The organism is Corynebacterium sp. 122RC1 (assembly GCF_024580955.1).
GTDB lineage: Bacteria > Actinomycetota > Actinomycetes > Mycobacteriales > Mycobacteriaceae > Corynebacterium > Corynebacterium kozikiae.
In genome coordinates, this window is the sequence record NZ_JANIKD010000004.1 from 150453 (window position 1) to 172245 (window position 21793).

Here is a 21793-nt window from a genome sequence, read left to right on the forward strand (position 1 = left end):
GAGGCGTTAGCTCATCAACACCCAGCCACCTTGCTCCGTGCGCACCACGGGCAGCAGGCCGGATGCGTTGAATGGCTGCCCGGCGTTGCCGGAGGAACACATGTCCAACTGGGTGCGCTCGAAGTGGCGGGTGGTGGCGGTGCCGTCTTCGGCGGCGAGCAGGATGTAGTTTTCATCCTCAGCGATCTCACCGGTGAAGTTCAACTGGCTTTCCTCCACGCCGTACATGCTGGCCACGGACTGGGAGTTCAGCCCTGGGCAGAGCACGGCGCCGGCAACGTATTCGCTGCCGTACATGTCCGTCAAAGACACCGCGGAGGCAGTCAGACCCTGGGCGTTAAACGAACTCAACGTCTGGTCCAGCTTGTCCTGCTGGCTGAGAGAGGACTGCGACACTGCAGAAGCCGCCAAGATGATCGCCATCAGGCCGGCCACAGCAACGATGCAGAGAATGAGCAACTGTTTTGCGCGAGTGGAGAGCTGTTCCATGAGGTGAGGTCCTTGAAAGTTGTGGTGACGTTGCGGCGCGCTTGCTTGTCAGGCTGTCTTTCCTTCGTTGTGCGCGCCAACCTACTTGGAGCATATAAACACGGAAACTGTGCAAAACCCAAGTAGAACACTGGAAAGTTCCTGAGCATTGCCGCCCAATGCCCTGCGATTGTTTAACCCATGAGGAGGAGCACCAGCACCTGGCTCGTGATGATCTTGCCAATCATCGCTGTTGGGTACACCGTTGCGTAGCCGCGGGTGGCCAGGTCCGTGCCGGTTTGGCCGTTGAGGTAGGAAATGATTGCCGGGTTGGTGGTGGAGCCGGCGGCAACGCCCATGGATTCGTCCCAGGTGAGCTTGAACACCTTCATGCCAACCACACCACAAATGATCATTGCCACCACGGTGAGCACAAAGCCCACGCCGATGATGGTGAGCGAGCTCGGGTCAGAAAGCGCCTTGCGGAAGCCCGCGCCGGCTGAGGTTCCCACGCCAGCGAGGAAAATCGCCAAACCGAACGTGGAAATGGTGCGATTCGCATGGTAAGGCAACTGCCACTGGATGCGGCCGGAACGTGACAGCGCGCCGAAAATCAAACCCGCAACGATCGGGCCGCCACCGAAGCCCAAGGACATGACGTTGCCACCCGGAAGCGGGATCGGGATGAGCCCCAGTGCGAGACCCACGAGCAAACCGAGGGTGAAAGGAAACAGGTCAACGTCGGCAAGCGATCTTTCCGAGTCGCCCAAGAACCGCCGCACCTCCGCCATGCGATTCGGCGCCGCGATCACGCGCACGCGGTCGGAGAGTTGGAGGACGTCGTCGGGCTCGGGGACCACGTCTTGGTCGCCGCGGCGCAAACGCGCGATGATGAAACCGTGGTCAACGGTGTTGAGTTCGTCGATGCGCCTGCCGGCGACCTGCTTGTTTGAGATGGTGAAGCGGCGGAACTCCAGGTCCGTGCCCTCGATGCTCACGTCCACCGGCTCCCCGAGCGCCGCAACGGCCTGCTCCAGCGCCTGCGGCGTTCCATTGATCACCAACACCTGCCCCTCATGAAGCTGGTCGATGGGGCGAGCCAGAGAATGATCGTGCGCGCTATGCACCACGCGAGTGGCAATGATGTCCGCCCCCGAAAGGCGCGGCAAATCCGCAATCACACCGCGAATACCAGGGCCGATGCGCACGCCACCCCACTCCAGAGGGTCCGCGATCAGGCCCTCCTTCGTGGCGTCTGCGATGTGGTCCACCTTCAGGAACTTCGCGCCCAGCGCCGCCACGAGGATCGCGCCGAGCACCGCACCAGGGTACGCCAGCGAATAGCCGACGACGGGGTTCGAGGCGAGGTCCGGGGCAATTTCCTCCATCACCGCGACCATCGCCGCCATACCCGGCGTTGACGTGAGCACGCCGGCATACATGCCCGAACCGACGCTGGGGTCCAGGCCAAAGGCACGCACGGCGAAGTAGCAGGCCGCGGTCACAGCGATCAGCAACATCACCATGAACACCGAGAGCTTCCAACCGCGGTGGCGGAACTCCGCAAAGAAGTCCGCGCCCGCGCTCAGGCCGATGGCGTAGACGAACATTGCCAGACCGAGCTGGAAAATTAGCGGCGGCAGCGCAATGTCTGGGTTCAGCGTGGACAGTCCGAGCGCCACAAACAGCACGGCTGCGGCCCCCAGGGAGATTCCGAAAATCTTGAGTTTGCCCAAGGCGAGGCCCACCGCGAGGACCAGGATGAGCGTGAGCAGTGGTTGCGTTGAAAGGAAATCGAGCACGAAGTGCACCTTCACAGATGTAGTGGTGGAGCTTGAGCGGTTCGGAGTGTTGATTTAGTTCCGAATATCTGTGTTTGATTGTGCTCTTGCGTTGGTTCAGGCGCAAACAGAACTGCAAAAAGCGTGCTGCAATGCGACACTTCTCACCCCTCATGAGACCTGAGGGGCAGCGGGTAGGTGCGGCGCGCGGGTAGTTAGGGTGCTCGGGTAGTTAGGGGTGCGCGGGTGCGCCTACACCCAGCGCCAAGAAATAATGCGCGCCTCCGACTCCGGGTTCTCCAAGTTGGCGGTGGTGCGGTCGATGGTGATTTCGAGGTAGCGCGCGGCGATTCGCTCCACGAGCCCACCACCCCACTCGGCAACCACCACGGCGTCCTCCAGCTCCGTATCCAGATCCAAAGAGTCCAGCGCGCCCACCGCATCCACTTCCGTCTGCTCGCCCTCACCGAACAAGCGGTACGCATCCACATGCACCAGCGAAGGACCACCAATTTTCGAGCGGTGCTCACGAGCGATCACGAACGTAGGCGAGGTCACTCGCCCCTTCACCTGCATCCCCTGCGCCAGCCCCTGAGTAAAGGTGGTCTTGCCCGCACCCAAAGGCCCATCCAGAATCACGACGTCGCCCGCCTTGAGGTACGCGCCGAGCTCCTGTGCCAACTGCTGCGTCTGCTCAGGTGTTTCGCAGCGGCGCTCGCCAGGCAAAGAAAAATCGACGTTACTCATTGCGCTCTCCCTCATCAGCTCCGGTGTTGAGATCAGTTGTGTAGACCCGGTGGGTGCGCCCGGTTGGGCGGCAAATGACCTCATAGTGAATCGTGGACAACCGCCCCGCGAGCTCCTCCGCACTCACGCCACCTGGGCCAAAGATGATTGCCTCATCCCCTTGGGAAACGCCATGGGGGTTATCGCCCAAATCCACGATCACCTGGTCCATGCACACGCGGCCCACCTGCGGGTAGGCGTGCCCACCGATGGTGACGTCGAGGCGGCCCTGCGCGGCACGCGGCACGCCGTCGGCATAGCCCGCGGGGATGACGGCCAGCACGCCGTCGGTAGGCGCGTGCCATGTACCGCCGTAACTCACCGGCTCCCCTGCAGCAACGTGCTTGAGCACCGTCACCCTGGCCACCCACTGCATCGCAGGGCGCAGCCCGTGTGTGGTGCCCGGGATTGGTTCCATGCCGTAGAGTGCCACGCCCGGGCGCACCATGTTGTAGTGGAACTCTTGGCCAAGAAAAACGCCGGGGCTATTGGCCAGGTGGTTGGTGGGCAGCGCAAAGCCCAGCTCGCGACCCATTGCAATGGCTTGGCTGAAGAGGTCTTTCTGGCGGGCGTTCATAGGGTTGTTGGGCTCATCCGCGCAAGCAAGGTGGCTCATCACACCGAGCACCTCAATCTGTGGGTGCTCGCGCAGCAGGACGAACACTTCATGGAGGTCATCGAGGTGCACCCCCGAGCGGTGCATACCAGTGTCCACCTTGATATACACCCGCGCCGGGATGCCCAGGGAAATGAGGGCCTGCGCGTGCCGTGGGCTGATAACCGCAAGGTCAATGCGGTGTTCCAAGGCCGCGCGCACGTCCTGTTCAGGTGCCCAAATCCAGGCCAGTATCTCCTGAGTGATCCCGGCCTCGCGCAGAGCGAGGGCCTCGTCCAGGGTGGCCACGCCGAACGCATGGGCGCCATGTTGGGCCATCACTTTGGCTACCTCGGGAGCTCCGTGGTTGTAGGCGTCTGCCTTGACCACGCACATGAGCTTTGCCGGTGCCACATATTCCGCCAGCAGGCGGGTGTTGTGGGCGATCGCGGATAGGTCGATGCGGGCCTCAAGCAGATTCATGATCCCTTATTCTGCCACGCGCCGCTGCCGCCGTGACGCACCCGCGTGCGCGGTGCGGGGTGCGGCCTTGGGTGCGTCGGGTAGCGAAACTGGGGTCACGCTCGGGCAAATGCTCCCGGCGCGCACTTGTTGCTCTATTCTGGAATGCGTGGCTGAAAAACTTTCCAAGCATCTTCCAAAGCTGTCCAAGCGCGGCCCTCACCGCGTGCTGACCGGTGACCTCGCCTACGCTGGCCTGCCCGGCAAGGTGTACGCACCCTCTGAGGGCAACGCCATCCCCGGTGTGGTGTTTGCGCATGACTGGATGAAAGGCATTGAAAAGTACCACGGCTTCATGAAGCACCTCGCAAGCTGGGGCTTTGCCGTTGCCGCGCCAGACACTGAGCGCGGGATCAATCCGAATGCCCTGGATTTGGCCGCAGACATTGAGTCATGCATCCAGATCCTCACCGGCGTGAAACTCGGCACCGGAAATATCACCGTTTCACCAGGCAGGATCGGTATTGTGGGCCACGGCCTGGGCGCCGGAGCGGCAGTGTTGGCCGCTGCTGGGCGCGAAAACATCCAAGCCATAGCGGCGCTGTACCCCTCCCAGGTGAGCCCCTCCGCGACAGATGCCGCCACCAACGTGGAGGCCACCGGCATGGTGCTCGGCGCCGGCGAACTGCCGGTGTTCGATTACGGAAATGCTCCCCTGCTGGCCGCACAGTGGAAGGGCGACGTGGTGTACCGCGAAATCGACAAAGCCACCCACAGCGTAGTCACCGAGGACTCACTGTTTAAGCTGCTCACCGGCACCGGCCGCGTGAACCCTGGCCTGCGCGAACAGGTCCGCGGGCTCACCACCGGCTTCCTGCTTTCCGAGCTCGCCACCGAAAAGAAGTACTCCGCCTTCTCCGACCCGGAGGCCGAAGGAAAGAAGATCACTTCCTACTGGGGCGAGAAACTAGCCGAGCGCGCCAACATCACCAAGATGTAGAAGGCTTCAACACACCCCGCACGCGCCCCTTGGGAACCTTCCCAGCCGTGCGGGGTGTTTGCGTGTCCGCGGCTTTTGAGGCCTCCTCTGTAACTTTCTGTGCCTTACGCGCCTGCTCTTCAAAGGCTTGGATGTGCTGCTCGGCCCGGGCTTTAAATTGCTCGACAAACTGCTGGTAGTCGCTGCTCACCATGCACCTGCTTTCTGAATCTGAATCCCACCTGAGCTACTACCGGAGCTCCCAAAAGAACTTCCGACGCCCCCAGGTTGCGAAGGAGGAGGCGGTGGAGGGGGTGCTGGAGCTGGGGAAGATGCTGGTGCTGGGGCGGTGGCTGCTTGCATGGCAGCAACCTTGGCAGCCATCTTCTCAGGAATCGGCGGCGGCTCATATCCTGCTGGTTTCACGGGTTCCGGCGCCGGTGGAGCCGGTGGAGCTGGCGGAGGTGGTGGAGGTGGTGGCGGTGGTTGGACTTGCTCCCACCAGTTCTCCACCTGCTCCTGGATGAAGTTCACCAAACACCCAATGCCTACTGCGAGGATGCCGAATCCCACGAGTCCGAGGACCCCTTGGAACACCGTCGAGCCTACATTCTCCTCCGGCTGGCACTCAGCCTCTTCTGCAACGGGAGGCTCACACTTCTCAGTATCAGTATCGGTATCGGTTTCGGTTCCCGTCTCCGGAGCCGGACCCGGGTCCGGGGTTGGGCTTGGAGCCGGATCCGGGTCCGGATCCGGGTCCGGGTCCGGTGGACACTGCGTGCTCGCTGGAGTTGTTGGTGTTGGCTTCGGCTGCTCTTTGGGCTGCTCCTTCGGCTCCTGCTCTGGAGTTGGTGCTGGTGGCGGCGCCACCTTCGACGGCTCCGTAGGCTGCTTATCACCCGCTCCCGGTTTCCCCGGTTTCCCTGGCAGCGGAGGACACTGCGCAGCACCCGGTCCAGTGCCCGGTCCAGTGCTCGATCCGGTGGGCGGCGGAGTCTGCGTGCTCTGGGTGCTCGGCGGGGCCGAGTTGTTCGGTGGCGCTGTCTGCGCTGGGCTCGTCGGCAATGCGCTTGATGGTGGTGCCTGCGGGGCACCTGACCCACCGCCACCGCCGCCGCTGCTGCCACCGCCTCCAGTTCCCATTCCGGCGGGGGCATCGCAGGTTGGGGCGGCCTTGGCGGGAGTGGTGGGGGCTTCCGCGGTTGGCGTACAGCCAGGCGCTTTGGGTTTCTCCGGCTCGGGTTTGCTGCACTCGGCCTCACAGCGCTGCACCAACTGGCTGAAGCATTGGTCCATGAGGGTATCGCGTTGTTTGCAGAGGTCCAGAATGCTGTTGCCGGCGTGGTCGATGAGCTGGGAACCGGCTTGCACGCAGGCCATGAAACCGGCGGGGTTGAGCAGCGGGTTGATTACCTGCAACAGCACACTGATCTGTGCAATTGCGGCGTTGAGCTGTTGCAGGAGTTGCTCGATGCTTTGGCGGGTTTGCTCGTCGAGGGAGTCGATTGCGTCCATGGCGGAGTCGGTCTCGTCGGCCGCATCTTCGGCACCGAAGATGGATAGGTCCCAACTCTCAAACTGCCTGGCTAACCAAGATCCGATTGCCTGGTAGAGCATGCCTTGGGCGATGTCACTGAGGTTGGACACCAGTCCTCGGCCCGTCGAGGTATTACTGCTGCCTGCGGCGACCCGTGCACCTTTGCGGATCGAGCCGGTGTCCTGTCCTTCAGTGGAATTGAAGGCGTTGATGAGCATTGCTGCAGAGACTGCGGGACCGGTGTAGAACCCGCGGGAACTGCTCAGCAACATTTGGATGGCGCGGAGATAAAGGCTCACTGCATCACACCCCCTACTGCGCGAGTGTTTGCGCCCTCGGTGCCGATAAGCGCATTTGTGTCTCGCACCGCGGCCTCAGCGCTTTCCACCAGATCAATCATCCGCCGCGCCTGCCGCGCGTGGAGCTCAACGTACAGTTCAGCAAGCCGGCGTGAGTGCTGCATCAACACTTTGCCCGCGGCCTGCGCAGGTACATTTGGCAGCACACGTTGATGCTTGGAAAGTTGTTCCTCAAGCTCAGCGCGCAGCTTTGCGAATAACTCCGGCACCGCGCGCGGGTCTAGTTGCAAGGTCATGAGCCTTGTCCCCCCTTGGTTCAAATGGATCTCTTATTTCATCAACACATCCACTTGCTTAGACTCCCCCAAGCCACAACTTGGTTCCCTGAGAACCAAAGTTTTTCCCCAAGAGGTAACAAGTCATAGAAAAACCGCCTGCTTGTGGGGGCAAACAGGCGGAAAACTAGCCGCATTGCAGCAGCATTGCGGCGTCACACCTTGGAAACTACCGCGGCGAGCGCACCAGCGATCCTTCGCGCCGTTTCCTGTTCTTTTGCCTCCACCATCACGCGGAAAAGCTCCTCAGTTCCGGAGGGGCGAAGCAGCACGCGGCCTTCCTGCCCGAGCTCGTGCTCCGCAAACTCGATTGCGGCCACCACCTCCGGGTGGGTTTCAATAATAGCTTTGTTGGATACGGGCACGTTGATCAGCACCTGCGGGAGCACCTTCATAGCACTCGCTAGCGACTGCAACGAAAGCCCCGTCTCTGCCATTCGGGACATCAACGCGAGGCCCGTCAGCGTTCCGTCACCGGTGGTGGCAAAGTCCGGCAACACGATGTGCCCGGACTGCTCGCCGCCAAGGGAGTAACCGAACTTGTTGAGTTCCTCCAAGACGTAGCGGTCCCCCACGTTGGTGGTGGCAATTTTGATGCCGGCCTGGTCCATGGCCAAGCGCAGCCCCAGGTTGCTCATTACCGTGGCTACCAGGGTGGATTTGCGCAGCTCGCCGTTTTCCTTCATGGCCAGAGCGAGGATTGCCATGATTTGGTCGCCGTCAATCACGTTGCCTTGGGCATCTACGGCGAGGCAGCGGTCGGCGTCGCCGTCGTGGGACAGTCCAATGTCTGCGCCATGTTCCAGGACCGCGTCGCGCACCTGGCCGATGTGGGTGGAGCCGGCGTTGTCATTGATGTTGTAGGCGTTGGGGCGGTTGTGGATCGCCACCACCTCGGCGCCTGCCGCGGCGTAGGCGGCCGGTGCAACATCAGAGGCAGCACCGTTTGCACAGTCCACCACCACCTTGATGCCCTCAAGGCTGCGCGGCATTGAGCGCGCGAGGTGGTCTAGGTAGGCCTGCTTGGCGTCTGGCGCTTCCTCAATGATTCGGCCAATCCCGTGGCCGGTGGGGCCTTCTTCCGGGACAGTTTCCATGGCGGCCTCAATCTCATCTTCCACATGGTCGGGCAGCTTGTGGCCGCCCTTGGAGAAGAACTTGATGCCGTTATCTGGCATGGGGTTATGGGAAGCCGAGATCACAACACCCAGGTCAGCGCCGTAGAAGTCGGTGAGGTAAGCCACCGCTGGGGTGGGCAGCACCCCCACTCGCAGTACGTCTACGCCTCGCCCAGCCATGCCAGCGGAAAGCGCGGCGGCAAGCATTTCCCCGGACACGCGGGGGTCACGGCCCACCACGGCTACGGGGCGCCGCTTGGTGGATCGATGCTCCTTGGCGAGCACCTCTGCGGCAGCCGATCCCAGGCGAAGTGCCATGGTTGCAGTGAGTTTCTTGTTCGCAAGGCCTCGCACGCCATCGGTGCCAAAGAGTCGAGTCATAACTGTTCATGCTATCACCCGCATTCACCACCACCTGGCTTAGCGACGCGGCCAAGGCTGGCACTCACTCACCTCGCAGCGCGGCTTAATGCGCGAGCACGAGCAGGTCCCCAGGGGTGCACTCAAGGACGTCACAGATTGCAATCAGGGTGGAAAAGCGGACGGCTTTTGCGTGATTGTTTTTCAACTTGGAAAGGTTGACAACCGAAACACCCACCCGGTCTGACAATTCGGTGAGCGTCATCTCCCGCTGCTCAAGGAGCTCCCCTAGGCGACATTCGATGAGGCTTTCAGACAAGTCCGTCCACCTCCTGCTGCATCACGCTGGCATCCTTAATTGCTTGCTGCAGCACATACAGGATCGAGATCAGCAAGAAGACAACCACAAACACCGAAGTATTGGTGAGCATGGAGCCGCTCCACTGGTCACCGATCCCCAGGCGATTCGCCATGAAATTGTTGCCCATGCCTTCCACCATTGCACCAAAGATCCAGGCGAAGGAGGCCGAGGCTACGATCGCTGCCTGGCGCGCGGTGCGCTCACTGTAGAGTTTGCCCGCCTTTACCCCGTTGAGCAGCTTCCACATCGCTGCAATTGCCACGGCAAGGCTTCCACTTTTCAGCAGAAAACCCGCCAGGAAGAATGCAAAAGGTCCGCCTTGGGTGGCCTCGAACGTCAGCCCACCGGGCACCGCAGGGCTCAATTCAGTATGGAATGTCTGATCCACCAGCACGTTGATCACATACGTTGCCAAAAACAGGGTGGTGAGCACCCCCATTGCGTTGACATCCCAGGCACTGGACCTTTTGGCCCCGCCATTTTGCTGCTGTTCCAACATTGCAAACCTCCACACAACCCAGATCAAACATAATGAAAAACGATACTTACGTTTTACGATATTAATGTTTAGCATAATGTTTCGCAAGGGGCCGTAACCCGCGTGCGGTGAGCTGCGCGTTCGGCCTTGGCGGCGTCGGCAAAAAGCACCGCCCCACCTTGCTTGGTGAGTGCGGTGCTTCGTCTGCTCGCGCTAGCTCATGGCCATTGGCTTGCGGGTTTCGCGAGCCTCGAAAGACTCTGGAACAACCACGTTCGCGGCATACACTTCCTGGTAGGCGGGGTGGTCGCGGTAGAGTTCGTCGCGCAATGGGTTCAGCTTCTTCGCAAGGATCGCGCGAATCTGGTACACCAGCACGCCCACGTTGAACACCAGGGCGATGAAGGAAACCGTGAACAGCGCCACCGGGTCGTGGGAGGCTTCCACCGCGAAGCGGGAGTCGGTGACAAACCCTGGCACAGCCATGGTGAACATCATCCACAGCGCCAAAGTGCTGGCCCTGTGCTGCAACCAAGCGCCCTTCTTGATGAAGAATGCTGGAATGGTGCAGGAAATCAGCAGTGCGGCGCCGGCATAGAAGGCGTGGTCACCAACACAGTTGTAGACGTAAGCAAAGTTCCACAGGTCGTAGGCAATGATCCAGAACCACAGCATGTCCGGCCACACCATGTCCTTGGACTTGTCGCGAGAAATGATAATTCCGGTCCAACCGCAGATAGTGATCAGGTTGATCAGCCCGGCGATGCCGTTCATGTAGTTCCACGAGCCGGAAACCATGTAGACGCCGTCCACCATGCCGTCGGCGCCCATCGCGCCCACCTCGAAGTCGCGGATACACGCCTCCAGGATGTTCAGCGCCAGGATGGCCGGTGGGAAGGCCAGCGCCCACTTGTTGCGCTGCAGCTTTGGGTAGTAACGCAGGGCCATGAAACCGAGCACACCCGCCAGCGCGGAGTACACCTTCACCCAGTGGAACCAGGTGCCCGTGGACGAGCCCTCTCCCGCAGTGGTTGGCCACACGAAAATCGTAAGCACGATCGGCAGCGCAATAAACAGCACCCACGCCGCAGGGCGCCACCGCCGGCCCACCTCGTTCAGGCCGATCAGCAGGGCCAGGACCACAAACCACGCCACCCAGGAATACCAAGGTATCGTTGCAAACAGAAACATCGTTTCCTCACTTCCAAATTTCCACACGCCCGAACGCTAGGCAGTAGGACCTCAGCACCAAGGGCCTCCAGGGCCTCAGCGCCAAGGGTCTTCAGGACCTCAGCCTTCGAGCAAAATCATTGGGGCGTTGCCTCAACTTTTGGAGTGCGCAACCGCGTTGGCGAGGCGTTGCCCTCATGGACAACTTCAGCCTATCCCCACCCGTTTTCCCTGTATATAGACACTTTTTGCAATGTGTAAAGTCCCGAGCATTCACCCTGATCCCCCACCTGTACCCGCCGCGAAAGTCCGCCTCGGCCAGGCGGTCAAGGAGCTGCTGGCCACCCATGACCTTGCTCAGGTGACGGTCACGCAGGTTGCCAAGCAGGCCGGGGTGACTCGCCAGGCGTTCTACTACCACTTTGAGGATGTTTTTGACGCCGCAATTTGGGTCTTTGAAACCGAGATCGCCGACCACATTCTCAGCCACGCCAGCTACGCACAGTGGGCGGAGGGTTTTGAGCAGCTCCTCGCCTATATGCAGCGCCATCGCGAGCAGGTAGCAGGGGTAATCCACACGCTTTCCTTGGAGCGCACCGAGCGGTTCTTCTTCCATGCCTTGCGTGAGATGATGGCCGCGGTGGTGCAGGACATCGCAGGCGATGCACCGTTGAACGCCAGGGACCGCAAGTTCCTCATCGACCACTACACCCTCGCCGTGGTGGGCCACCTGCTCCACTGGATCGCCCAAGGCATGACCGAGGACCCCACCGAGCTCGTAGGCAACATCAAATTCGTGATGCGTGGGCATGTGAGTGAATCGGTGCAGCGGATGCTGGCGCGCGGGCACACCGCACCCTAGCCCTCATGGAAGAGCGCGTTCCGACGCCACCATCTCCACCGCCCTCTCGTTTGTTTCCCTGGCGCAGTGGGCGCTGTGCATACCAAAAAGCGCCGCCCCACCAGTGCGGTGGAAGCGGCGCTCGAGGCAGTACAGCTTAGCGCTTGGAGTACTGAGGGGCACGACGTGCCTTGTGCAGACCTGCCTTCTTGCGCTCGACTGCACGAGCGTCACGGGTCAGGAAGCCAGCCTTCTTCAAAGCTGGGCGATCTGCTGGGTTGTAGATGTTCAGCGCACGCGCGATTGCGAGGCGGAATGCACCTGCCTGGCCGGTTGGGCCACCACCAACGAGGTTGGCGTGGATATCGAACTGGCCGTCGCGGTCGATCAGCACCAGAGGAGCCTTGATGAGCTGCTGGTGCAGCTTGTTCGGGAAGTACTCTTCCAGGGTGCGGCCGTTCACCACAAAGTTGCCGGAGCCCTCAACGAGGCGCACGCGCACGATAGCGCGCTTACGGCGACCAACGGTCTGGATTGGGCCCTCGTGGTATGCAGGGGCTGCAGCCTCAACCTCGGACTCAACAGCAATAGAATCACCGATGGTGTTGGTGAACTCTTCGGTAGCTGCAGCAGCGAATTCTGCAGCGTCTGCCTCGTAAGCCTCGGTGTTCTCGGTCACGTTCTGATCGGTCACTGGGCCACCGCCTTGATCTCGTAGGTCTCTGGCTTCTGGGAAGCGTATGGGTGCTCGGAACCGGCAAACACGTGCAGCTTCTTCACAGAAGCCCGGGAAAGACGGTTGTGTGGCATCATGCCGCGGATGGATTCCTCGATGACGCGCTCTGGGTGCATCTCAAGGGAGCGACCAAGGGTCATGCTCTTCAGACCACCCGGGTAACCGGAGTGGCGGTAGCGCATCTCGCGATCGCGCTTGTTGGAGGAAACGTGAACCTTGTCAGCGTTGATGATGATCACGTGATCGCCGCAATCAACGTTCGGTGCGAACAGTGGCTTGCCCTTGCCGCGCAGCAGGTCCGCTGCGTGGGTTGCAAGGCGACCCAGCACCACGTCGGTAGCGTCGATGACGTACCACTTACGGGTGATGTCACCGCTCTTCGGGTGGTAAGTAGACATGCAATGACTCCTACTCAAGTCTGTCTAGAACTGCCAGCCAAGGTGTTGAACAAAAGCTCATCCTGCGCGGCGGCCGGTGGAGACCCGCGCAGTGCTGCTGCGCCGAGGCGCTTTGAACACACAGAAGTGCAATAATACTGCACTCAGCGCACCCCAAGCAAACTCGCTCCAACCAATGCGAACTTCGGGCATGGGAAACCCCACTTCGCTTCGGCAGCTCGCCTGCCACGGCTTGTCTTGGGTTTCCCATGTGCGTTCATGGGGTTGCTCCGCCGAGCTGAAGTGGGGTTTCGTAATGGGTGTGACTACTGCAGTGGAATCGTTCTCGCTATAGGGCGCTCCTTATCTTTCGCATGGGTTGCTGTGCTCCTCCTTGGGGTTTAGCCCCAGGAGGCTGCGGCGCGGCGATTGATGTCGCTCATGCGGTCATTGCCTGCGCGCACGGTCTGGGCGATGGTGGCCAGGATGGTGTTGAGTTCCGCTGCCGCCTTATCCCACTGCTGTTGTGCAGCTTGGTATGCGGTTGCGGACTCACCTTCCCAGGTGTTCACCATTGGGCGGATCTGACCCTTGAGCCCTTCAAGGAGGGAGTTGATACGCCCGGAGGTGCTTTGAATGTCTGTTGCCGCAGCTTCGATGGAGCCAAAGCCGTACTTGATCATGGACATGATGGAAGTAATCCCCTTCTGTATTTTCAGTGCGTTGTGAATGCCCGTGGTTTAGAGTGCGAGGCCCTGTCCACCCACTTGGGCGAAGGCGTCGGCGTTTTCCGCTTCCACATTGGAGAAATTCGTGGCGTTGCTACGGATGTTGTCAGAGATCGCGGTGAGTGCCTGGCGCAGGTCGTGCGCGGAGGTGTTCCAGCGCTCCATCAGGCCGTCAAAGCTGGTTTGTGCGGAGCCCGCCCAGGAGCCGCGCAGGCCATCTACCACGCCGCGCAGGCGGTTGAGTTCGCCCTGTACTTGTTCGTTGGTGTCATCTACGCGGCCAGCGGTGGCCACCATGACATCGGCTTCTGTCCTGAATTGCTCAGACATGAGTTCCCTCCCTGAAAATGTTGTGGTTTCCCGCAGCTTCCCCCTAGTTGGTGTAGCGCCCCGAGATGGTGGCGCCCCGTGCCACGTTGTGTGGCTGCGGGCTGCGGTTGAGCTCAAGGCCCACTTACTTAGACTGTCTGGCCACCCAAACGGTTCCCTGGAAATTGAAAAAATTTCTAGGCAATCATTTACCGAGCTTGGAGGCTATTTGCGGCCATGCGGCAGGCTGCTTTTTGTGGCAATGTGGGGGCCTGTTTGCTGTGGCAGCCCACCGAGTACATGTGTGTGGCATCCACCCGGATGTGCCATTCCACCTCGCTGCCATCGCCGGGGCGTTCCAGGTATACCAGCGGGTGCCCTGGGGTGCGCAGTTCCAGCGTTTCGTCTTGTTCGATGAGCAGCTTGACCTCGGCGAGCACCTCATCCACCCCGGCGCCGGCGGTAAGGTCTGCGTGCAGCAAGACGCGCAGGTTGGGGTCAGGTCCGGTGGCCATCACGGTGCCCGGCAGGTGCTCAGGTTCGCTGAGCTCATAGCCGCCTGGCAGCTCCACTCGTAACGCAGCCCGCTCGTAGACCACTGCCTGGCTGCGCGCGGGAGCAGCGGTGATTGGTGCGGCGCTTGTCGACGTCGGCACGGCGGCAGTACTCACTGATTCAGCCGCTGGAGCGCTCATCCCGCGCAAGGCAACCGAGGAGATCACTGCGGCGCCGATGAGCACGCAGGCGATGACACCGTGCACGGGTTTCAGCCCGGCGCGCCAGCCAGAGGCAGCGGCGCCTTGGGCATTGCGTGGTGGGGTGCTCGCCCGGGTTGGCGCTGGTGGCGGCTCGTTGAGTTCATGTTTGGGTGGAGCGGCGATGCCGGGCACTACTGCCCCTGTGCCTTTGAGTGCCACTGCAAGCGCGGCAACAGCTTGCTCCATGCCGAGCAGTTCAACTTCCACGTGGGGCCAGGCCTCGCCTGCGGCTTGTTCAATTTGTTCCACCGTGGCCTGCACCGCCCAGCCTTCTACGATGCCGGTTCCGGGCAGGTCGTAGCGGTAGAAGGTGTCGATCCCTTCCACCACCGTTGCGGCTTCCAGCACGGTGACGGTGACCCCCTCCAGAAGGTGCGCGGGCTGAGTGCTTGCCGTGCTCATGGTGCCACCTCCAATACTTGGGTTGGGTGGGCTTCGGGGCGCGCTACTTGGATGGCGCCCAGCACTTTGCCCCGCACCGCCAGGCTGCCGCGACCGGGCCCCTGGGCGCTTGGGCGGACGCCAAAGATGGGCCCGTCGTCACGCTCCCCGGACAAGACCACTGCCGTGGGCGATTGGTCGCGCAGCGCCTGAAGAAACGGCTGGTAGAGGGCGCGGGTGGCGCCGCCGATTTTGCGGGCGATGATGATGTGCAGGCCAATGTCGCGGGCGTGCGGGATGAGTTCCACGAATTCGTGAAGGAGGTGTTCGGGGACGAGGTCGAGGTCATCGATTGCCAGGAAGATTTCTGGGCCTTGCCACCAACTTCGCTCCTTCAGTTGCTGCGCGGTGATCTCTGGGCTGGGCAAACGCCCGCGCAATGTCACCGCTGCTGCCGCGAGTGCCTCCTCCGTTGCGCTCGTGGTGGCGCTGTACGCCGCGAGCATTTCTTGAGGAAACGCCCCGAGGTGGGTGCGGCGGTGATCCACCAACACCACGCGCGCCTGCTCTTTCCCAAGGTTGCACACTTGGGTGAGCACGGTAGCAAGGAGTGTGGACTTGCCGCTGCCCTGCCCACCGACGCACACCAGGTGGCCCGTAGCCTGGTAATCCCAACCCAATGCCGCGAGGTCCGGGCCACCAATCCCCAAGGTGATCTGCTGTGTTGCAGCCTCGGCGCTCTGCCCGCGAAGCAGCGAGGCCAAGTCCACCGTCTGCGGCAACATTTTGAGTGCTTCCACCCTGGGTTGCTGCGCGCACATTTGGGCCACATGCACCACATCTTGGGTGGAGCACAAGCCGAAGAGCACCATTTCCTTATCCGTGGTAATCCCGCGCCCCGGCAGTGCGGGGAGCTTTTCCTGCGTCTTCCTACAAATCAGTGAGTCCAGAGCCTCACCCAGTTTGAGTTCGTAGCGGGTGTTCATGAGGTCCCGGACCGTGGGACGCATCGCACTCCAACGCGGCATGCTCACCACCAAATGCACCCCCACCGCGAGGCCATCCGCGGCGATGGTTGCCAGATCATCCATGCGTTCTTCAAAATCTTGGGCGAGTGCGTGCCAGCCGTCGATCACTAGCAAGGTGTGCTGCCCATTGCCGCCGGTGCCAGTGCCGGTTCCGGTGCCGGAACCAGAGTCCTCTGCCCGCAGGATACCCATGACCTCATCGATCACGCGGTGGACTTTTTCCTCCTCGCCCCGGTGCGCCACACCCGCAACGTGCGGCAACCTGGTGGTAGAGGCCAGCGCGGTGCCCGCGAGGTCGAGGACATACATGCGCATCTGCGCAGTCGTGTGCATCACCGCAGCACCCAACATGAGCCCACGCAACACCGTAGACTTGCCGGTCTGCGGCCCGCCGCAGACCACCACATGGCCGCCGGCGCCACGCAGGTCTGCAACAAGGGTGTCTTGGCGCTGTTCAAACGGGCGATCCAAAATACCCAGCGGGACCCGCAGCAGACCCTGCGGGTCCCGCTGATACCCCTGCACCACATGCGCGGTGGGCAACTCCTTGGGTAGCGGCGGCAGCCAAATCTTGCGCGCGGCACTGCCCATTTGTTCCCCGAGTTCAGCCGCTGCCTGCACAAAAGCGCCGAGCATGCTCACCCCACGCGGGTCCGGGACAAGGGAGGTTGGGGAGGCCATTTCCGCAGAGGCTTCCGCTGAGGCCGCCTCCACCTCTGCGCTTGTCCCGCCAAGGGTGTAACTGTCCCAGCCATCGAAACGGCGTACTTTGCCAACACCTTGGGGGTTGTGCGCCTCCAACATCAACGGTCCGGAAACGTAGGCGGCACGGAAACCCACGGGCGCCTCAGCACTCGTTTTGTAAAATCCAGTACCCGGCTTGCTAGGCAACTGGTAGGCGTCGGGAATGCCCAGCACCTGGCGCGATTCCGCCGCCGAAAATGTTTTCAACCCGATGCGATAACTCAGGTGCGCCTCCAAGCCGCGAAGCCTACCTTCCTCCAAACGCTGGCTAGCGAGCAGCAGGTGGATGTGCAGCGAGCGCCCAAGCCTGCCGATGGCCACGAAAAGGTCCGCAAAATCTGGGTGCTGGCCAAGCAGCTCGGAGAACTCGTCTACCACTACGAACAGCGCCGGCATTGGCTCCAGATCCTCACCGCGTGAGCGCGCCTGGTTATATTCGGTGGCGTTGGCAAAATTGCCCGCCTGGCGCAACACTTCCTGCCTGCGGTGCATCTCTCCAGCGAGGGCGTCATGCATACGCTCCACCAGCACCGCCTCCTCTGAAAGGTTGGTGATCACCGCCGATGTGTGCGGCAGGTGCTCCAACCCCAAAAAGGTGGCTCCACCCTTGAAATCCACCAACACAAAATTGAGGTCATCAGGGCTGTGCGTAGCGGCCATCACCACCACCAGGCTGCGCAACAGCTCACTCTTAAACGAATGAGGATTGTGGCTACTATGGGGGTAGTTGCACTGCGAGATGACAGGAGCTGTGAGACACTGACCACAACGTCAGAGTCGGCTCGTCGGGGTACACCCCAGCCTATTGATAAGCCCCTGGCGCCAGAAGCCCGCAGGCGTGACCCCCCAACGCCTGTGGGCTTCGTCATGTCTCGAAACGGGATCGCAAAGTATGGGCGAACTGGTGTGCGAGAACGGTAGTGGGGGCCGAGAAAAGTGGGGGTTGAATCGACCCAACCACCACCCAACCCCCCTTCAAACCCCCACCCCATAACCGCAGGTCAACGACAGGTTTTACAAAGAGGGGGGTTAGGGTGGTTACTTTCGGCTACACATAAGCAGAAAAAAACACTTTTACCTACCTTGTCCTTGCGTCCTGTTTTTGTGTTTTTTCACGTATATAGGGTTGCCACCCAACCCCCTAAACCCCCCTCTACTCAGAAATATATCGTGAGCAGGTCTTTTAGGAGGGGGGTTTATGTGGTGGTTGGGTGGTGGTTACTGCGTTTTGATCCCCTGCCTTGATCGCCTGTCACTTGCTTTGCCTTAGGGTCTTGTTGCGTCGTGACAGTGTTGGTAGGATATTCAACAGTGTGGTTGTAGGTGTGGCTACTGCCTCTTCCACAGGGATAACCCCGGAGAGCCGATGTGCTTGGAGGTAGCACCTCCACACCTAGCCAGTGAATCTCCCGACGAGATATAACAGACGTGGAAGAACCTCAGGCGGCACCTGAGGAACATGAGGAGACAGGCGACGGGTCGCACCCGTCCGAAGAGCCGCTGCGGCGAGCCATGGCCTGATACCAGCCGGAAAGACAAGACCATCTCCCGGACAGTTAATCCTGTCTTGGAGTTTTGCCATGTCTGTCGCGTCTGTCGCAGCCGAAAAGCTGTACACTCTCGAAGAACTTTCCGATCTTGGTTACGGTACCGTTGCTAACCTGCGCAAATACGTCTCGCAGGGCAACTTGCAAGCCCACAAGATCGGCCGCTTTTACCGTGTCTCCCAGTCCGATCTCGACCTTTTCCTTGAGACCACACGTGTTGTCACACCCAGCCTCTACAGCGAGTTTGTGGACACTGTTGTCGCACTGGCGCCGGAGTTCACTCCTGAGCAGCGTCGCCGTATTGCGGAAGTCATTTCCGTGGGGGCGGTGGCCTGATGGAGACAAAAGAAAAGGCCCCCGCTGCGACCAACAGCGAGGAGCCTCAAACAAAAACAAGTTTCACCGATCAGGATAGTGCTCTTATTGGTGTTGGTCAAGAGTTGGATTTCGGTGAAACGCTGACACCCGAGCACTTGGCTGAGTTACGTGCGTCTGTCATCTCGGACGAGGTCATCGCGGCGGCCGGTATCTATTCGGCCCGCACAAAGGACGAGCTGCCTGAGGATGCTCAGTACCTCGGCAAGCACGGCTCTGGCATCTACCCGGTCCTGGTATTCCCTAAGAAGGTCGCATCCATTGGGGACTCCTGGCAGGTCAAGCCGCAGCCCGGGGTCATCCCACCTGGTGACAACGGTCGGTCCCCGAAGTACATCTCCCCGGGCAAAGGCTCGGCTTCGCCGTGTCTTAGCCTCGTGGAGCACATCGCCGTTACCGACGACACTGACGTAGTCCTGATCGTCGAGGGAACGAAACAGCCGTTAGCGGTTCAGAGCGTTCTCCCCGAAGAATGGGCGCTGTACAGCTTCTCCGGCATCCACACCTGGAAGACGCTGCACAATGGCGCCTATAACCCTGCCTTCTTCGGTTTCAGCGGGCACAAGGTCGTGATCATCCCTGATGCCGACGCTGCGACCAATCCTTATGTGTTCGATGGCGCCACTGAGCTGGGCGAATACTGCGTCCAGGTCGGCGCAAAAGAAGTGGCCTTTGTGTCTGTCCCTGGCGGTGGCACGACGGGTATGGACGACTACCTGGCCCATTTGCCGGAAGACAAGCGCCAGGGCGCCGTCGAGAACCTGGTCAAGGTGGCAACGAAGAAGCCTGCGAAACGTCGCCCCAGCGGTGCTGCGTGGGGCGAAGCCCGTAAGGGTGAGGCTCAACAGGTAGCACGTGCCTCCGGCCGCACGCCACTGGAGATCGGCAAGTCCGTTGATAAGCAGGAGCTGGTCGAGAAAATCGTAGACATCCTTGTCTCTTCACAGGGCGGCAAAACACTCTTCGTGCAGGACACTCTCGTCGTGAAGGCTGTCTACCGTGGAGCTTCGGTGTTCATCGAGCCGCTGGACGTCTACGACCTCATCTCCGCCACGCTGGAGCAGGTCTTGCTCTTCGATATCTTGGGTGGCGGCGACGTCTGCATCGATGCCTTATCGACGAAATTTGCTGAGGTGGTGCTGCGTCGCCTTGCACTGCGGCTACCGCCACTGAACGGCATTCGCTACGTACCTGTGTTGCTTGATGACATGACTTGGCTGGCGCACTCGGGTTACCACGAGGAAACAGGGCTTTTGCTGCACCTCCCGGCGGAGTTCGAGGGGATGCAGGTTCCTGAGAATCCGACTGCGGGTGATCTGGCTGCTGCCAAAGAGGTGCTCCATGACATTTTTGGTGAATTTGCCGTTCGCGATGAGGCTGATTTCAGCCGACTGTTGGCCGGAGCGCTGACCCCTTTTGTGAGGTCAGCTATCGATTTGGCGCCGATGTTTGTCCTGACGGCGACAGGCCCCGGCACAGGCAAGGGCACGGCTGCCGACGTGTTTTCGATCCTATCTACGGGAAAGACCATCGATGTCAAGCTGCCTGCAAACAGTGCCGAAGAACTGAGAAAAGCGACTTTTGCCCAGCTCCTTGCTGGTAAGTCAATGATCTTCCTCGACGAGTTGGAGTACATCAACGACCCGTCGCTCAACGCAGTTCTTACAGGTGAGTCGATCTCTGACCGAAAGTTGGGTGAGTCGCGTGACATCACTGTCACAAATGCTTCCACCTTCTATGCGGCCGGTAACAACGTGGTGGTTGGTGGTGACACCATCCGCCGTGTCTGCATGGTGTTCTTCCAGTGGAACGACCCAGCCGTGCGTGCTTATGAGCGAAAATTCAAACACGCGGAGTTCCCGGATTATGTGCGGTTGCAGCGTGGGGCTACTGTGCATGCTCTCATGACACTGGTTAGCGCGTGGGCTGCTGCTGGTCAACCGGTGGTTCCCTCCTACGAGGACAAGCCTTTCGCAACGTTCACGAAGTGGCACCGTGTCCTCGGCGGCGTGCTCTACCACGCAGGCTATGCAGACATCATGGACGGCGTAGATGAATTCCGTGGAAGCTACGACCCGGGTGTGCTCTCCAATAGGTCCTTCATCGCGTGGCTGCACGAAACGTTCGGGACAGCAACCTTCAAGGCATATGACGCCTACAAATCACTCAAAACGGCGCCTGACGGTGAACAGTACCTTCCTGCGGATGTTGGTTTGATGAACGATTTGTCATCTCGACTGTTGGGCAAGGCACTGACCAAGCTCGCGGATGTGAACTTGGGTTTTGAGCTGGTACTTCGTAAAGGCGCCGTCAAGCACAACACCAACACGTACTACGTGGAGGTCGTCGACGGCGGTGGCTCCGACGACAGCGACCCTGGCGACGATGGCAGCTCCGGCGGTGGTCCTGACGAACCAGACGCACCGGTCACCCCAGAGCCGGTGGAGGCTGCTGAGTCTGGCGAGACTGTCGTGGTTTTCGATCTGGAGACGGGTGACGCCGCTGACCTGCATATGAGCGAGAGCGCTGACTACATTCGGCTGGCGACCTACTCGATCAACGGCGGCGAGCCTGTTGCCACCACCGACATTGACGGTGAGCTGATCCCACTGCTCACGCGTGCTGATCGGATCGTTGGGCACAATATTCTGCAGTTTGATCTACCTGCCCTCCGTCGGTACTACGGATTGGACAGCGACGCCCTGGTGGAGGCGGGAAAGGTGCATGACACCTACGTGCTGGCGCTTCTGGCCGACCCTCCACCATCCGGCGAGGAACGCAAGAGGAAGAAGTACAACCTCAATGCAGTCGCCCAGCGCCTGCACGTAGGAGGCAAACTTCTCACTGGAGGTGAATCCGTACTCAAGCGCTTAGCTGCCCTGTACGGCGGTTTTGACAAGATTCCCGTCGATAACGCCGACTACGTTAAGTACGCGCTCCAAGACGTGCGCGCGACGGCGGCGGTGTACGCGAAGTTGTTGCCAATGACTCTGGATGCCGTCGGCGCGGACTACCTGCAGCGCGAGCATCTGAAAATGCAACGCATCGCCACCGTCGCCGCCCATGGCGTGCGCATCGACACGCAGGTCGTTGAGGAACTGTTAGCTGAGGAGGGGGCCGACCCCCGGAAAGTAGACACATCGGGTGGTCAATATGATGGGATTATGTTAGCTCACGCGGTCTTGGCTTCAAACTCTTTTGGTGACAGGTATCCACACCAGGAGTGACGCCTTTTGGTGT

Annotated in this window: 20 protein-coding genes; 4 read left to right on the forward strand and 16 right to left on the reverse strand. The window is 60.7% G+C overall.

Annotated features, from left to right (window positions below; genetic code table 11):
* Window positions 1-6 precede the first annotated feature (6 nt).
* From NQ050_RS03455 to alr, 4 genes are all read right to left on the reverse strand, one after another.
* Entirely contained in the window at window positions 7-489 is a 483-nt protein-coding gene (locus tag NQ050_RS03455; RefSeq protein ID WP_257037874.1) for a hypothetical protein, read from the reverse strand.
* Between the two features lie 173 nt (window positions 490-662).
* The gene (locus NQ050_RS03460; RefSeq protein ID WP_257037875.1) at window positions 663-2270 is read right to left on the reverse strand and encodes an aspartate:alanine exchanger family transporter; all 1608 of its coding nucleotides are present in this window, start codon (window positions 2268-2270) and stop codon (window positions 663-665) included.
* Window positions 2271-2501: 231 nt separating this feature from the next.
* Window positions 2502-2996, reverse strand: a complete 495-nt coding sequence (gene tsaE, locus NQ050_RS03465; protein ID WP_257037876.1) for a tRNA (adenosine(37)-N6)-threonylcarbamoyltransferase complex ATPase subunit type 1 TsaE — start codon at window positions 2994-2996, stop codon at window positions 2502-2504.
* Window positions 2989-4113, reverse strand: a complete 1125-nt coding sequence (alr, locus tag NQ050_RS03470; protein WP_257037877.1) for an alanine racemase — start codon at window positions 4111-4113, stop codon at window positions 2989-2991. Before alr ends, tsaE begins: the two co-directional genes overlap by 8 nt.
* A gap of 148 nt (window positions 4114-4261) precedes the next feature.
* Here alr and NQ050_RS03475 point away from each other — a divergent pair, with 148 nt between their 5' ends.
* A complete protein-coding gene (locus NQ050_RS03475; protein ID WP_257037878.1) occupies window positions 4262-5092 on the forward strand; it encodes a dienelactone hydrolase family protein in 831 nt (276 codons plus the stop codon).
* A 186-nt stretch (window positions 5093-5278) separates the two neighbouring features.
* Here the strand turns inward: NQ050_RS03475 and NQ050_RS03480 are convergent, their stop codons facing one another.
* The 6 genes from NQ050_RS03480 to NQ050_RS03505 form a co-directional block, all read right to left on the reverse strand.
* Window positions 5279-6907, reverse strand: coding sequence for a hypothetical protein (locus NQ050_RS03480; RefSeq protein ID WP_257037879.1), 1629 nt, complete (start codon window positions 6905-6907; stop codon window positions 5279-5281).
* Window positions 6904-7203, reverse strand: coding sequence for a hypothetical protein (locus NQ050_RS03485; RefSeq protein ID WP_257037880.1), 300 nt, complete (start codon window positions 7201-7203; stop codon window positions 6904-6906). The genes NQ050_RS03480 and NQ050_RS03485 overlap by 4 nt, the downstream gene beginning before the upstream one ends.
* Before the next feature lie 194 nt (window positions 7204-7397).
* Window positions 7398-8741: a phosphoglucosamine mutase gene (glmM, locus tag NQ050_RS03490; RefSeq protein WP_257037881.1), complete on the reverse strand. Its 1344-nt coding sequence runs from the start codon at window positions 8739-8741 to the stop codon at window positions 7398-7400.
* 85 nt (window positions 8742-8826) lie between these two features.
* Window positions 8827-9039 carry a helix-turn-helix transcriptional regulator gene (locus tag NQ050_RS03495; RefSeq protein WP_257037882.1) on the reverse strand — a complete coding sequence of 71 codons (213 nt, stop codon included), beginning with the start codon at window positions 9037-9039 and terminating at the stop codon, window positions 8827-8829.
* Window positions 9032-9580 carry a DUF2975 domain-containing protein gene (locus NQ050_RS03500; RefSeq protein WP_257037883.1) on the reverse strand — a complete coding sequence of 183 codons (549 nt, stop codon included), beginning with the start codon at window positions 9578-9580 and terminating at the stop codon, window positions 9032-9034. The genes NQ050_RS03495 and NQ050_RS03500 overlap by 8 nt, the downstream gene beginning before the upstream one ends.
* Window positions 9581-9772: 192 nt before the next feature.
* Window positions 9773-10750 carry a DUF5692 family protein gene (locus NQ050_RS03505; RefSeq protein WP_257037884.1) on the reverse strand — a complete coding sequence of 326 codons (978 nt, stop codon included), beginning with the start codon at window positions 10748-10750 and terminating at the stop codon, window positions 9773-9775.
* A 232-nt stretch (window positions 10751-10982) separates the two neighbouring features.
* Between NQ050_RS03505 and NQ050_RS03510 the strand changes: the two genes are divergently transcribed.
* A complete protein-coding gene (locus NQ050_RS03510) occupies window positions 10983-11591 on the forward strand; it encodes a TetR/AcrR family transcriptional regulator (RefSeq protein WP_257037886.1) in 609 nt (202 codons plus the stop codon).
* A gap of 136 nt (window positions 11592-11727) precedes the next feature.
* Here the strand turns inward: NQ050_RS03510 and rpsI are convergent, their stop codons facing one another.
* From rpsI to eccCb, 6 genes are all read right to left on the reverse strand, one after another.
* Window positions 11728-12264, reverse strand: a complete 537-nt coding sequence (rpsI, locus tag NQ050_RS03515) for a 30S ribosomal protein S9 (RefSeq protein WP_257037887.1) — start codon at window positions 12262-12264, stop codon at window positions 11728-11730.
* Window positions 12261-12704 carry a 50S ribosomal protein L13 gene (gene rplM / locus NQ050_RS03520; protein ID WP_257037888.1) on the reverse strand — a complete coding sequence of 148 codons (444 nt, stop codon included), beginning with the start codon at window positions 12702-12704 and terminating at the stop codon, window positions 12261-12263. Before rplM ends, rpsI begins: the two co-directional genes overlap by 4 nt.
* 380 nt (window positions 12705-13084) lie before the next feature.
* Window positions 13085-13372 carry a WXG100 family type VII secretion target gene (locus NQ050_RS03525; RefSeq protein WP_257037890.1) on the reverse strand — a complete coding sequence of 96 codons (288 nt, stop codon included), beginning with the start codon at window positions 13370-13372 and terminating at the stop codon, window positions 13085-13087.
* A gap of 51 nt (window positions 13373-13423) precedes the next feature.
* A complete protein-coding gene (locus tag NQ050_RS03530; RefSeq protein ID WP_257037891.1) occupies window positions 13424-13741 on the reverse strand; it encodes a WXG100 family type VII secretion target in 318 nt (105 codons plus the stop codon).
* 188 nt (window positions 13742-13929) lie between these two features.
* Window positions 13930-14880, reverse strand: coding sequence for a type VII secretion-associated protein (locus tag NQ050_RS03535; protein ID WP_257037892.1), 951 nt, complete (start codon window positions 14878-14880; stop codon window positions 13930-13932).
* Window positions 14877-17372, reverse strand: coding sequence for a type VII secretion protein EccCb (eccCb, locus tag NQ050_RS03540; protein ID WP_368734673.1), 2496 nt, complete (start codon window positions 17370-17372; stop codon window positions 14877-14879). The genes NQ050_RS03535 and eccCb overlap by 4 nt, the downstream gene beginning before the upstream one ends.
* Before the next feature lie 839 nt (window positions 17373-18211).
* On the opposite strand from eccCb, the gene NQ050_RS03545 reads away from it, so the two are divergent.
* Together NQ050_RS03545 and NQ050_RS03550 are read left to right on the forward strand one after the other, a co-directional pair.
* Window positions 18212-18514 carry a helix-turn-helix domain-containing protein gene (locus tag NQ050_RS03545; protein WP_257037893.1) on the forward strand — a complete coding sequence of 101 codons (303 nt, stop codon included), beginning with the start codon at window positions 18212-18214 and terminating at the stop codon, window positions 18512-18514.
* Window positions 18514-21780, forward strand: coding sequence for a hypothetical protein (locus tag NQ050_RS03550; protein WP_257037894.1), 3267 nt, complete (start codon window positions 18514-18516; stop codon window positions 21778-21780). The genes NQ050_RS03545 and NQ050_RS03550 overlap by 1 nt, the downstream gene beginning before the upstream one ends.
* Window positions 21781-21793 lie beyond the last annotated feature (13 nt).